The organism is Roseovarius marisflavi (assembly GCF_900142625.1).
Taxonomy (GTDB): domain Bacteria; phylum Pseudomonadota; class Alphaproteobacteria; order Rhodobacterales; family Rhodobacteraceae; genus Roseovarius; species Roseovarius marisflavi.
In genome coordinates this window covers 1-13,506 of the sequence record NZ_FRBN01000006.1, presented here as the reverse complement: position 1 = coordinate 13,506, position 13,506 = coordinate 1, and the positions used below count along the sequence as shown (strand labels likewise).

The window sequence follows — 13,506 nt, the reverse complement described above, 5'->3', positions numbered from 1 at the left end:
AGCGCGATCAGCAGTTCGGCACATTGACAGCGAGACCGCCAAGCGAGGTTTCCTTGTATTTCTCACTCATGTCGGCGCCGGTCTGGCGCATGGTCTCGATGCAGGCATCCAGCGGCACAAGATGCGTGCCATCCCCGCGCAGCGCCAGCGAGGCCGCGGAGACCGCCTTGATCGCGCCCAGACCGTTACGCTCGATGCAGGGCACCTGAACAAGGCCCTTTACCGGATCGCAGGTCATGCCGAGGTGATGCTCAAGCGCGATTTCCGCCGCGTTTTCGATCTGTTCGGGCGTGCCGCCCAGCACGGCACATAGCCCCGCCGCGCCCATCGCCGCGGCCGAGCCGACCTCGGCCTGACATCCCGCTTCGGCACCCGAAATCGAGGCGTTGAACTTGACCAGCCCGCCAATCGCGGCGGCGGTCAGAAGGAAATCCTCGATCCGGTCCTCGCTGGCGCCCGGCACATGCTCGAGCCAGTATTTGATCACCGAGGGCACAACGCCGGCCGCGCCGTTGGTGGGGGCGGTCACGACCTGTCCGCCGGCGGCGTTTTCCTCGTTCACCGCCATAGCATAGGCGCTCATCCAGTCGTTGATCTTATGCGGCGCATTCAGGTTGGTGCCGCGCTCGTCGATCAGCGCATCGCGAATGCCCTTGGCACGGCGTTTGACGTTCAGGCCACCGGGCAGGATGCCATCGGTGCTAAGGCCGCGTTCGATGCAATCATCCATCACCTGCCAGATCCGCGCCACGCCCGAGCGCAGGTTTTCCGGCCCGCCGCGCGCGATCTCGTTGGCCTTTTTCATCTGCGCGATGGTCTTGCCGCTGGTCTCGGCCATCTCAAGCATCTCGGCGGCGGATTTGAACGGATAGGGCACAGGATCGCCCTCGTCGGTGTTCTTGCCGGCGGCAAGCTCGGCCTCGGTCATCACGAAACCGCCGCCGATGGAATAATAGGTTTCCTGCAGGATTACGTCGCCCTGCGCATCGGTCGCCATCAGGATCATACCATTGGCATGACCCGGCAGATTGGGACCGAAATCAAAAATCAGGTCTTCCTTGGGATGAAATTTGAGCTCGGGCAGGCCCGGTGGCGTCACGGTCTCGGTCTCGCGAATCTGCTCGAGCGCGGCCTCGGCCTTTTCGTGGTCATAGGTGTCGGGCAAAAACCCGGCCAGCCCCAGAATGGTGGCCCGGTCAGAAGCATGGCCCACGCCGGTAAACGCAAGCGAGCCGTGCAGCGAACCGCGCAATCCGCCATAGTGAAACGGCGCCGCGCGCATCTTGTCCAGAAACCGCGCCGCGGCCACCATTGGCCCCATCGTATGCGACGAGGACGGGCCGATGCCCACTTTGAACATGTCGAAAACCGAAAGAAACATCAGGTGGCACTACCTTCTGGTGGCGTGGCATATATGGGGGCGCTAAAGGGCGTCTTGCCCAGACCTTCGGCCCTTATTGCAGCAATAACACAACCGCGACTCTCAAGTCGCGTCACCATATCATGCAGGCGCGACCATTTCTTGATCGAAAACCAGTCAGTGCCCCCCTGCGGTGCCGGATAAAACACCATCCAGCGCAAAAGCGGCCCCAGATAAAGATCAAGCGCCGACATTTCAGGCGCGCACAACAACGCAGGGTCGGAGGCGGCCAGTCCCTCAAGCGTGTCAAGGTGGCGGGCAATCTCACCCTGCATATGGCGGCGCAGCTTTTCCTGCGCACTTTGGTCTTCGCCGACATATTGGGACGGGTAAAACGTCATCCGAAGCGCCGGGTGCAGGGTATTGGCCAGAAAGAACAGCCATTTCAGGAAATCACCCCGCTCCGGGCTTTGTATCGGCGGGGCAAGGCGCCCATGCCGATCCGCCAGCCAGAGCAGGATCGCGCCGGTTTCAAACATCACCCCCTCGGACGTTTCCAGGACCGGAATCAACCCGTTCGGGTTCAGAGCCAGATAGGCGGGCGTTTTATGCGCCGCCGCAGCGCGATCAACCAGAACGCAGGAATAGGGCAGGCCCAGCTCTTCAAGCGCGAGACGAATGATCAGCGAGGCATTGTCGGGCGCGTAGTGCAGGCGATAGGTCTCTGTCATGGCAAGCCTCTGGCGCGCATCCGGGGGCAACGGCGCGGATGAGTATTTGAAGAAAGATGAAAGATCAGCTGTGTCTAGCTCTTGTCGCCAACGTTTTCGGCAAAGGCGGTCTTGAAGGCGGCCTGTTTGTCGGGGCTGGCCTCGGTCTGGCACCGGACTTTCCAGTCGTCATAGGGCATGCCGTAATAAATCTCGCGCGCTTCGTCCTTGGTCATCTCGATGCCGCGCTCATTGGCGGCCTCCTGATACCAGCGTGACAGGCAGTTGCGGCAAAAGCCGGTCAGATTCATCATGTCGATATTCTGCACATCGGTGCGCTTTTCCATAAGGTGATGGCGCAGGGCGCGAAAGGCAGCGGCTTCAAGCTCGATCCGGGTTTGGTCATCCATGGCGTGTCTCCTTGGTCTGGGGTCAAGATGTGATGGCAGGGGGCGCGGCGCAAGGGGCGGGCGTCACAGGCCGGTCTCGGCCAGAACCTCTTGCAGGATCGGCGCAAGCCGGGCCGCCCAGGCCGCCTGTTGTGCCGGTGTTTCGATCAGATCGTTGCGCAGCTCGATCAGGATATTGGGCCGCTCATGGGCAATTGCATGGCGCGCGATCGCATCGCCGGGCAAATGGCCGCCGTAGGGTTCGTTCTCACCGACGCAAAGATCGGTTTCGGCGTGCAGCCGCGCCAGCATCGGCCGCGCCAGCCGCGTATCCGCCGCATAAAGCACGCCGAGATGCCAGGGCCTGGGCGGGCCTGATTTCAGCTGCGGGGTAAAGCTGTGGATCGACGCGATCACCGTGTCCTGACGCCGCGCCGCCAATTCGGAAAGGGCGGTATGGTAGGGACGGTGGCACTTGTTCAGCCGCTCTTGCAGCGCCTCCGGCCCGGCGTGGCGGTTGCCGGGAATAATCGTGCCGTCATAAAGCTTCATCAACAGGGTCGGGTCATCCTCGCCCCGGTTGGGATCAATCACGAGGCGCGAAAAGTTGGACAGGATCACAGGCCCGTCAAGCGCCGCCGCAAGCGCACGCGATACACCCGCCGCCCCCACGTCATAGGCGATATGGCGGTTCATATCCTCATCCATAAGCCCTAGCGAGCCACCATTCACAAACGGCGGCACGATATTGGTGGCGTGATCGCAGGTCACAAGCCAGCGGCCCGGGCGTGTGGCCCCTTCTATGTCATATGGCTGATACATCATCGGGTTGGTTTTTCCTCTGAACTTCCTCTAGGACAGTTGCGACAGGATGTGAATTGCGCAATAAGGCGAGCAAGAATTTTGTTAGCGATAACATTCTCCGCGCGCCGCGAAGAGATGAGGATAGACACATGAGACGCCACCGCAACGTAAAGATCGTAGCCACCCTCGGCCCAGCATCGTCGGATTACAAGACGATCCGCGCCCTGCATGAGGCCGGCGCAGATGTGTTTCGCCTCAACATGAGCCATGGTGCCCATGAAGAGATCGCCGAACGCCATCGCATCATTCGCCAGATCGAAGAAGAACTCGATAGCCCGATTGCCATTCTGGCTGACCTTCAGGGGCCGAAATTGCGGGTCGGTGTCTTTGCCAATGGCGAGGAAGAGCTTGAAGAGGGCGCAGCGTTCCGGCTTGACCTCGACAAGACCGAGGGCAGCGCGACCCGCGTCTGCCTGCCGCATCCCGAGATTTTCGCGGCGCTCGAGCCGGGCGCGAACCTTTTGGTCAACGATGGCAAAATCCGCCTGAAAGTGACCGATTGCGGCAAGGATTTTGCCAATTGCATCGTGGTGGCCGGCGGTACGATCGCGAATCGCAAGGGCGTCAATGTACCCGATGTGGTGTTGCCGCTGGCGGCCCTGTCGGAAAAGGACCGCGCCGATCTTGAATTTGCCTGCGAGCTTGGCGTTGACTGGCTTGCGCTAAGCTTTGTTCAGCGCCCAGAGGATGTGAACGAGGCGCGCACCCTGACAAAGGGCCGGACGGCGATCATGTCGAAGATCGAGAAACCTGCCGCCGTGAAATGCTTTGACGATATCCTCGCGGTCAGCGACGGGATCATGGTGGCCCGCGGCGATCTTGGGGTCGAGCTTCCGGTGCAGAACGTACCGCCGATCCAGAAACGCCTTGTGCGGCGCTGTCGCGCGGTGGCCAAGCCGGTGATCGTGGCGACGCAGATGCTCGAATCGATGATCGAATCGCCAATGCCAACCCGCGCCGAGGTCTCGGACGTGGCAACCGCGATCTACGAGGGCGCGGATGCGATCATGCTTTCAGCGGAATCGGCGGCGGGCGATTACCCAGTCGAGGCGGTCAGCACCATGAACAACGTCGCCATCGAGGTGGAAAGCGATCCGACCTATCGCGAGGTGATTGAGGCAAGTCGGCGCGCCGACCGACAGACCGTCGCCGACGCGATCGTCGCCGCCGCCCGCGAAATTGCCGAAACCACCGATATCGAGGCGATCTGCTGTTACACCCAATCGGGCACCACCGCACTTTTAACAGCGCGCGAACGCCCGCGCGTGCCGATCATTGCCTTGACGAGCCTGCGCGACACCGCGCGCCGACTTGCCCTGACCTGGGGGGTAAACTGCGTCATGACCGGCGAGCTGACGCGGTTCAAGCTTGCGGTGATCAACGCGGCGCGCGCCGCATGCGCGCAAGGCTACACAGAAGAAACCGATCAGATCGTGGTGATTGCAGGCGTGCCGTTCAACGTGCCGGGATCAACCAACATCCTAAGGGTTGCGCCCTGTCAGGAAAGTTTGATTTACGCGACAGATCCGGGCTAAACTCGCATAGTTTTACCTTTATGTGTGTTCCGGAGTTGACGAATGGATCCTGATCTAGCTATGGCGATTGGCGTTGTGCTTGGCGTGTTTACCGTCCCGTCGATCATGTCGGCCATCTCGGACGGGCGCGCGCCACGCGTGGCCGCCTTTGCCATGATCGCCTCTGGCGTTCTTATTGTGTGGGCCCTGTCCAACAAGCCCGGCGGTTATGACTTTAGCGACCTTCCCAACGTTCTTGTCCGGGTGATCGCGCGCTATCTGACCTGAAGCGGATCAAACCGCGCCAAGACCCCTTGCGATTTCACTATGAGGCGCGTATACGGCGCCTCTCAATGCGCGACCGGCCGAAAGTGGCATGCCGAGTCGCGCCTATACCGTCCGATCTAAGAGGAGCCGGAAATGCCCAAGATGAAGACCAAATCGAGCTGCAAAAAGCGGTTCAAAGTGACGGCCAGTGGTCGCGTTGTTGCCGGTCAGGCAGGCAAGCGCCACGGCATGATCAAACGCAGCAACAAATTCCTTCGTAACGCTCGCGGTACGACAACGCTGTCAAAGGCTGATGAAGGTATCATCAAGCCAATGATGCCCTACGCGCGCTAAGGAGGATATGATCAATGTCACGCGTTAAAAGTGGGGTAGTTACCCACGCCCGTCACAAGAAAGTCATCAAGGCAGCCAAAGGGTACTATGGCCGCCGCAAGAATACCTTCAAGGTGGCCGCGCAGGCCGTCGACAAGGCCAACCAATACGCCACACGCGACCGCAAGAACCGCAAGCGCAATTTCCGCGCGCTGTGGATCCAGCGGATCAACGCCGCTGTGCGCAGCCACGACGAGGCGCTGACATATTCGCGCTTCATCAACGGCCTGTCGCTGGCTGGTGTCGAAGTGGACCGTAAGGTTCTGGCCGATCTGGCCGTTCACGAGCCCGCCGCTTTCGGCGCGATCGTGGCACAGGCGCAGACCGCACTGGCAAAATAAGCCAGTCGCCTGCGAGGGACGACATGAAACGCCGCTGGTCCTTGGGTCGGCGGCGTTTTCCTTTGTCGCGCTGTGCCAGCGTGGGTTTCACCCACCCTACGCCCGGAATCATGGCGCACCGCGCCGCCGGGCAGCGACTTCTCCCATACGCACCGCCCCTTACACAATGATGCGACACGCGTGTGCCGGGCCGGGTAGGCGGCACCATGATCTGGCACACCCCTCAACCGAACCCGGAGGGTGGGTGAAACCCACGCGCGTACTGCAATACGGAATCGCCGCCCTCATGCATCGGCCCTTGACCGCGCCCCTGCAAACCCATATTTCACCGGCTCAGATGCGGGTATGGTGAAAAGGTATCACGAAAGCTTCCCAAGCTTCAGTTACGGGTTCGATTCCCGTTACCCGCTCCAAAAAATGTTACAATAAACTGTTTTTAAATAACATTTTTGGAGGCCGACAATTCAACCAGCCCAAAAGCCCGCCATCATCAAAATACTTAAAACTCTGCGTTCGGCTCTCGCCACCTTAGGCAACGTATCTTAGCCTCCTAAAGCTTTGCCACAATACAAATAACGAGGCTTAGTCTTTGGACATGTTCAATTCGAAAACCTTTCAGTTCACCTCTGCGTGCCCTGACAGCTCTCGACCCAAACCAGGAGATCGCGGCGGCGATAGCGCACCGACCGGCCCGGCTTGTAGAAATGCGGTCCGAAACCCGACACGAGCCATTTCTGCAGCGTGCGCACGCTCTGGCAGAGGAAGTCTGCGGCTTGTGTCTCGTCGATAAACCCGTCGAGATAATCGACGGTGGGCTTGTTGTTGTCGTTTGCGCGTTCTGGCGTCAGCATCTGTTTACTCCCTTGTGGATAGCTGATGCTCCAGACTTGGCTCAATTTCTAATCTCCAAAAATATCTCTAAAAGACGAAATAATTTATAGATCGTGGGTTTTCTTCAATTCATTGAAAAGGCGTGAAAAATGTTTGTTTACTGTTTTGCCAGACATTTGTGCTGGCGACACTTCTAGATCGGGCCGGTTTCTTTCGAGCCAGTCCCGGACCTTTGGGTAATGCGACATTTGGCTTGCCTTTGGATCGATCCTGCCTGCGTCATTGAGAGCATGGAACGAGTCTTCGATAGCTTGCCTAACGCCCGGACGGCCCGGTGATCGCACGGGAGTTTTATCTACGTTCCCACGCTCAAGAATTTCGTTGCGAATCCGCCCCTTGTGCCGCGGGTGGCGCCTATGTCACTCACGGCCCAAACCGGTCGTTCAATACATCAATCCTCATTGCTAATTTGCTTTCCCAGACCGGACAATCACTCATCATGACTGCTGTTCGCATGTCGCTGACACTGCGGCGACCAGGGCCTTGGTGTCATGACTAAAGCTACGCCAATACTGATCAGTCCATAATATCGATCGAAGACGGCAGACTACTTGTGGGATGCGGACGATATTTTTGCTTACCCTAATCGGCAAGCCCAGTTCGAAACCCGACCTTGCTGTTCATTCTGGGCTCAAGCAGCTGCTATTGCGACATCTTTTTTGCCAACCGGGTGCGGCCAATGGCGCTTTTATACCCTAAGTTCAAGAATGGTCGACGCCAGACGACTTTGTTCAGTTACCATTGTCAGAGCTATGCCCTATGGTGTGCCAATACGGGCGCGAAACTGGGCCCAAATATTCATACTCAGGGATGATTCCGTTATATGTGCGCAACGACGTTGACCGATGAAAATGGCCGCGGATTCATTATCCCGATCGGTGGCGGTGAAGACCGCGTTAAGGAAATGCAGATTCACAGCAAATTCGTAGAGCTGTCGGGAGGGGCCGACGCGTACATTGTCGTGATCCCAACGGCATCCATGCTTAGCGAGACTGGTGAAGACTACAATCGCATCTTCTCTAGCCTTGGGGCTGGAAAAGTTGAATACCTGCCAATTACGCGCCGTCTGGATTGTGATAACCCCACGTTTTTTGAGATGTTGGATAGAGCCACGGGCATCTTCATTACCGGTGGAAACCAATTGCGGCTGTCAGCCATTCTGGGTGGGACGCTTTTGGTGACCAAGATCAGGCGACAGAATGCAGCGGGTGTTCCTGTCGCCGGCACGTCTGCTGGCGCATCAATTATGTCAGAGCATATGGTGGCGGGAGGTCAGGGCAACGAGTCCCCTGCCGAGGGGACTGTTACATTGGCCCCGGGCATTGGCCTCACAAATGCAGTCATCATCGATCAACATTTCACCCAGCGAAATCGGCTTGGTCGGCTGCTAACTGCGTCATCGTTCAACCCTTTTCTGATCGGTCTTGGTATCGACGAAGACACCGCCGCCTTTATCGGACCCGACAACGTCTTGGAGGTTGTTGGAAGTGGGACCGTCACTGTCGTTGACGCCAGTAAATTAACGCATTCGTCAATGTGGGATGCAAAACCCGGAGAGGCGCTGAGCCTGATCGGACTTCGTCTCGACGTCTTGGGAGAAGGCTGCCGCTATGATCTCAAGGCGCGCGTCGGGTATCCACCACCGCAGTTTTTGGGCCTGTCGTCTGGCAGTGACACCGACACGTAAAATGACCCGCATGCGCAAAACACAATCACTCAATGAGGTCACCATTTGAAAATAGTCTCAACCAATGTCTTTGTCGGTCCAAATGTCTGGGCAAGTTTTCCTGTAATTCGTCACGTCATAGATCTGGGAGTATTGGAGGAATGGCCTTCTGCGAAAATCGGGTCCGAATTTGTCGAGGGGCTCGTTGCTGCTTTGCCGGGTCTTTTGGATCATGGGTGTTCGTATGGCGAGGCTGGGGGTTTTTTGCGTCGTTTGCGCGAAGATGAAGGCACGTGGATGGGCCATATTCTGGAGCACTGTGCCATTGAAGTACAGAATGTTGCAGGCACAGACGTCACTTTCGGGCGGACGCGTAGCACCGGTAAACTTGGACACTACAACATGGTCTATGCCTACCGGCAACGTGATGTCGGATTAGCAGCAGGCGAGCTTGCCCTGCGGCTTTTGATGCATCTTCTTCCAAATTCGCTGCAAGACCAAATCGACTACGCCTGCGACGCCGCGTTTGACTGGGATGCAGAACTACGCCGCTTTGTGTTGCATGCCCAACGCAAAGAGTTTGGTCCTTCGACAGGGGCCTTGGTAAATGCGGCTCAGGATCGCGACATCCCTTGGATCAGGTTGAATGAAAATTCGCTCGTTCAATTTGGCCACGGAAAGTATCAACAACGTATTCAGGCGACTATCACGTCGCAGACTAAACACATCGCAGTGGAAATTTCCTGCGACAAAGAAGACACGCATAATTTGTTGAACGATCTTGGCCTGCCAGTGCCACAACAGCGCATTGTTTATAGCGCAAGTGAGGCGGTTCAGGCGGCGCAAAAGATTGGCTTTCCTGTTGTGGTCAAACCTCTGGATGCCAATCATGGGCGTGGTGTTTCGATCAACCTGACCAAAGACGCAGACGTCGAAGCGGGTTTTGCCGAGGCAGAGCTTCATTCCAAAAGCGCCGCGATACTGGTCGAAAGTTTTGTAACCGGCTTTGATCACCGGATGCTGGTTGTGAACAACAAATTGGTCGCCGTAGCTAAGCGTGTGCCGGGTCATGTAATCGGTGACGGAAAGCATTCAATTGCTGAATTGATTGATGTCGTAAACTTGGACCCTCGTCGTGGTATTGGGCATCAAAAAGTGCTGACCATGCTGGAAATCGACAATCAAGCCAAACGCTTGATCGCGGATGCGGGGCACACTGTCGAAACCGTTTTGCCAGATGGGGAAGTGTTTTACCTGCGTTCAACGGCCAATCTGTCCACAGGCGGAACGGCGATTGACCTGACCGACGTCGTCCACCCAGATAACCGCGATATGGCGGAGCGCGCGATCATGGCGGTGGGTCTAGACGTCGGCGGCGTTGATTTTCTGATCGATAATATTGCCCAGTCATATAAGGAGATCGGTGGCGCTATTGTCGAAATAAACGCAGCCCCCGGCTTTCGAATGCATGTGTCACCATCTGAAGGTAAGTCGCGAGATGTTGCCGGCGATGTGATCAATATGCTTTTCCCGCAGGGGCAGAAATGCCGTATTCCGATCGCGGCGATAACGGGTACGAACGGCAAGACGACAACGTCGCGTATGTTGGCCCATATTATGAAAACCAGTGGCAAGGTTGTGGGTATGACATCGACCGATGGTGTCTATGTTGATGGCAAGTTAAGCGTCAAAGGCGACATGACGGGGCCGCACTCTGCGCAAATGGTATTGCGAGATCCGACCGTTGACTTTGCCGTCATGGAAACCGCCCGCGGCGGACTTGTGCGCAGTGGACTTGGCTACCAACATTCTGACGTTGCAGCATGTTTGAACGTCACCGCAGACCACATTGGCGTTGGCGGTATTGAGACCGTAGAGCAATTGGCGGTCGTCAAGCGCGTGGTTGTTGAAAGCGCGACAAAAACCGTTGTGCTGAACGCAGATGACATCAACTGCCTGAAGATGGCCGATTATGCTGATGTGGAGTCTATCTGCTATGTCACCGTGAACCCGAGCCATGAGCTTGTGAAAGAACATATCAAGGCCGGGGGCAAGGCGATTGTGTTGGAGCCGGGCATGAGTGGCGATATGCTGACGCTCTACGACAACGGCCTGCACATGCCTGTCCTTTGGTCGCATTTGATCCCGGCAACCCTTGAAGGTAAGGCAATCCATAACGTGCAAAACGCGATGTTTGCCGCGGCTATGGCTTATAGCTTTGATGTCGATCTGGACAATATCCGCCATGGCCTGCGCACCTTTGACACCAGCTATTTCCAAGCACCTGGTCGTATGAACGTGTTTGATGAACACCCCTTCAAGGTAATCCTCGACTACGGTCATAACCCTGCCGCCATGAGTGCGATGGCAGGTCTTGCCGACCGACTGGACGTCAAAGGCAAGCGGATTGTTGTGGTTTCAATACCGGGCGACCGTCGGGATAGTGATGTGGTTGATGCGGCGGGTACACTTGCTGGCCATTTTGATTATTTCATCTGCAAGGCTGACGACAACAGACGAAAGCGTGGCCATGGTGAGATACCCCTTTTGTTCAAAGCAGCATTGATATCGCACGGCGTGGCCGAAGATCAGATTTCCGTCGTTCCAAATGAAGAAGATGCCGTTGCCGCCAGTCTCGAGATGGCGCAAACGGATGATCTTGTTATCATTTTCGGCGACAACAGTCCGCGTTGCTGGAAGCAGATCATATACTTCAACGTCCCGGATCAAGGCGCCCAGTTGGCAGCCAAATCAGCAAGTATCGTTGTAGCGTCACCTCTTGAGGACCTCGGCGACAGTGACTTTAGCATGGTCCGCGATGAACGAGGTGTAAGACTGGCACGCGACGACGTAGAAGACGGCGATTGATTGGAAGGTCGCAGAATGAACCATCTTGAAAACCTAGAGGACGCACTTGATATCCATTGGGCGCAAGCTGATCATATACGCCTCGATCCTGTAAGACGGCTGACCGGACCGGGCATGCTGTGGGACCGGACTGGTGCTGTCGTGGATGTCCATTTCGAAGGCATCGATGGACAGCATCTCGTGTCGCTTTGGCAAAACCATGCACGCCGCGTGTTGGATGCGCTGGATTGGCAAGCGGAAAGGGTAGGTTTCCGTCTGTTCCGTGGTGGAGCCACACTGGCGATATCGGCACCGCAAGATCAACTATACACCGCCGTCTTCGCCGTCCAAACAGCATGGCATTGCTGCGCGGCCGACCTTTTGAGTGTCGCGCCGCAGGCTTTTGACCTTATGATCAATGATCTAAAGGCGGTCGGGGCAAAGGAAGAAAACCCAGCCCTGATGGACTTGGTCGATGCCGCGATGGCCCATGATATCGATATCCTCATTGATGACGACGAAATTTCGATTGGCCATGGGACCGGATCTCGGACTTGGAGCATCGGTAACGTTCCCAAACCACAAGAGGTAGCGTGGTCGGATCTCCATGACGTTCCGCTGGCATTCATCACAGGTACCAACGGGAAAACGACCACGACCCGTCTTTGCGCAGCAATTGCGCGCTTGGCAGGACATGTCGTTGGACAGACATCAACTGATGTGGTGCAGGTCGGCGACGATATCCTTGATCGCGGAGATTACTCGGGGCCTGCAGGCGCACGCATGGCGTTGCGCGACAACCGTGTTGAGATCGCCTGTCTGGAAATAGCGCGCGGCGGCATCTTGCGCCGCGGTTTGGCGTCAAGACGTGCCCGTGTGGCTGTTGTCACAAATATAGCCAATGATCACTTGGGCGAGTACGGGATTACGACATTGGAGGATTTGGCGCAGACCAAATTTGCGGTCGCGCGCGCCTTGTCTGCGGATGACGTTCTGGTCTTGAATGCAGATGACCCAAATATTGTAGATGCTTCCAAAAACATCTCGGCGACCATCTGCTGGTTTTCTCTTTATGCGGCCTCGCCCCAGATTACCCATGCGCAGGCCCTTTCCCTACCTTGTGCATATAACCAAGAAGGCACACTGGTTTATGAGACAGATACCAACGAGACGTGGCAGATCGCATTAAAGGATGTACCGATAACTCTATCGGGTGCCGCAAAGCATAACACGCGCAATGCGCTCGCGGCGATGTGTGCTTGCGCGGCTTTAGGCATTTCGGGCGAGGATATCAAAACAGGGCTGTCCACTTTTGTGTCCGACCCCCAAAACAACCCTGGAAGATTTAACGAATTTACCTTCAACGGGGCGCGCGTGATCGTTGATTTTGCCCACAATGCCCACTCGATCGCGTCGGTTTGCGATACGATGGAAACGATGCCTGCGAAACGGCGTTTTCTGATGCTAAGCCAACCTGGTGACCACTCTGATCAAGTCATCCATGAGGTCACTGCGACTGCACTTCAATTTCGACCTGACCTCATCGTCGCTGCAGAGATTTCTGACTTTCTGCGCGGCCGGATGCTTGGTGAAATACCAAACCTCATCAAGACTTCGGCAGTCGCCGCTGGTTTCTCTGATAAACAAGTTTTCTCCGCCAGTTCACCTTCTGCCGGTGCAAAATTTGTACTTGAACAAATCCAACCCGATGACTTGGTTCTTTTGCTTGTGCTGTCTGATCGCGAGGCTGTATTCGAAGCTTTGAGAGAACCCCTACCAAAAAAGTAACTCGAAGAAGTCTAATGGCGTCAAGTTTATGAATTTAATGCATGTGGCCATTAAGCGACTGGGTCAGGCAGCCGTGCAGTCAATTTTTGCTGTTTCCTGCATTCGGCCTAGCTCTCATTGGCGATTCTCTAGATGGTTCAGTCATCTGGCATGCTGCTCGATCCTAGCGCCCGATGTGTGGATCGCAACGAAAGTCTGCTTTCCATTTGCAGTAGGTCCTTTTTTGCGTTCACAGCGAATGTCCTGTGTGGATGGCTCCTGCATAGCAAGACATTTTTGATCAGATTTGTGCATTTGTCAGAAGCAGTCATGTGTCCGGCCTGTTTGCGCGGTTTTGACCGCTGGCCCTGATGGGTTCTGCAAACCAAGTCCCTTACAGCTTAGCGGGCAATTGCGCCCGGGACATTCGGCGGGGTGTCTTGGTTTTGACGGCAGACTTATGCACCATCATCTCGCGGGTCTTGCTAACTCGTTGT

At 56.4% G+C, this 13,506-nt stretch carries 12 protein-coding genes and 1 tRNA gene; 8 read left to right on the top strand and 5 right to left on the bottom strand.

Annotated elements, in window-relative coordinates:
• Window positions 1-7 precede the first annotated feature (7 nt).
• The 4 genes from BUB78_RS07395 to BUB78_RS07380 form a co-directional block, all read right to left on the bottom strand.
• The gene (locus BUB78_RS07395; protein WP_073196654.1) at window positions 8-1,381 is read right to left on the bottom strand and encodes an L-serine ammonia-lyase; all 1,374 of its coding nucleotides are present in this window, start codon (window positions 1,379-1,381) and stop codon (window positions 8-10) included.
• Window positions 1,381-2,091, bottom strand: a complete 711-nt coding sequence (locus BUB78_RS07390) for a glutathione S-transferase family protein (protein WP_073196653.1) — start codon at window positions 2,089-2,091, stop codon at window positions 1,381-1,383. The genes BUB78_RS07395 and BUB78_RS07390 overlap by 1 nt, the downstream gene beginning before the upstream one ends.
• Before the next feature lie 74 nt (window positions 2,092-2,165).
• Complete coding sequence (locus BUB78_RS07385) at window positions 2,166-2,480, bottom strand: DUF1244 domain-containing protein (RefSeq protein WP_073196651.1); 315 nt, start codon at window positions 2,478-2,480, stop codon at window positions 2,166-2,168.
• Between the two features lie 63 nt (window positions 2,481-2,543).
• Window positions 2,544-3,284 (bottom strand): N-formylglutamate amidohydrolase, encoded by a 741-nt coding sequence (locus BUB78_RS07380; protein WP_073196649.1) that lies wholly within the window; start codon window positions 3,282-3,284, stop codon window positions 2,544-2,546.
• A gap of 128 nt (window positions 3,285-3,412) precedes the next feature.
• On the opposite strand from BUB78_RS07380, the gene pyk reads away from it, so the two are divergent.
• The 5 genes from pyk to BUB78_RS07355 all read left to right on the top strand — a co-directional run bounded on the left by pyk (window position 3,413) and on the right by BUB78_RS07355 (window position 6,251).
• Window positions 3,413-4,858 carry a pyruvate kinase gene (pyk, locus tag BUB78_RS07375; RefSeq protein WP_073196647.1) on the top strand — a complete coding sequence of 482 codons (1,446 nt, stop codon included), beginning with the start codon at window positions 3,413-3,415 and terminating at the stop codon, window positions 4,856-4,858.
• A 42-nt stretch (window positions 4,859-4,900) separates the two neighbouring features.
• Complete coding sequence (locus BUB78_RS07370; RefSeq protein ID WP_073196645.1) at window positions 4,901-5,125, top strand: hypothetical protein; 225 nt, start codon at window positions 4,901-4,903, stop codon at window positions 5,123-5,125.
• 132 nt (window positions 5,126-5,257) lie between these two features.
• Window positions 5,258-5,458 (top strand): 50S ribosomal protein L35, encoded by a 201-nt coding sequence (rpmI, locus tag BUB78_RS07365; protein WP_073196644.1) that lies wholly within the window; start codon window positions 5,258-5,260, stop codon window positions 5,456-5,458.
• Between the two features lie 14 nt (window positions 5,459-5,472).
• Window positions 5,473-5,838 (top strand): 50S ribosomal protein L20, encoded by a 366-nt coding sequence (rplT, locus tag BUB78_RS07360; RefSeq protein WP_073196642.1) that lies wholly within the window; start codon window positions 5,473-5,475, stop codon window positions 5,836-5,838.
• A gap of 339 nt (window positions 5,839-6,177) precedes the next feature.
• Window positions 6,178-6,251: transfer RNA gene (locus BUB78_RS07355), tRNA-Gly, on the top strand.
• 207 nt (window positions 6,252-6,458) lie between these two features.
• Here the strand turns inward: BUB78_RS07355 and BUB78_RS07350 are convergent.
• Entirely contained in the window at window positions 6,459-6,689 is a 231-nt protein-coding gene (locus BUB78_RS07350) for a helix-turn-helix domain-containing protein (RefSeq protein ID WP_084732797.1), read from the bottom strand.
• Between the two features lie 878 nt (window positions 6,690-7,567).
• Between BUB78_RS07350 and BUB78_RS07345 the strand changes: the two genes are divergently transcribed.
• From BUB78_RS07345 to BUB78_RS07335, 3 genes are read left to right on the top strand one after another with little or no spacing between them, the layout of a single operon-like run.
• Window positions 7,568-8,416: a cyanophycinase gene (locus BUB78_RS07345; protein WP_220083992.1), complete on the top strand. Its 849-nt coding sequence runs from the start codon at window positions 7,568-7,570 to the stop codon at window positions 8,414-8,416.
• A 45-nt stretch (window positions 8,417-8,461) separates the two neighbouring features.
• Window positions 8,462-11,263, top strand: a complete 2,802-nt coding sequence (gene cphA / locus BUB78_RS07340) for a cyanophycin synthetase (protein ID WP_073196638.1) — start codon at window positions 8,462-8,464, stop codon at window positions 11,261-11,263.
• A gap of 15 nt (window positions 11,264-11,278) precedes the next feature.
• Window positions 11,279-13,030 carry a Mur ligase family protein gene (locus BUB78_RS07335; RefSeq protein WP_073196636.1) on the top strand — a complete coding sequence of 584 codons (1,752 nt, stop codon included), beginning with the start codon at window positions 11,279-11,281 and terminating at the stop codon, window positions 13,028-13,030.
• The last annotated feature ends 476 nt before the right edge of the window (window positions 13,031-13,506 follow it).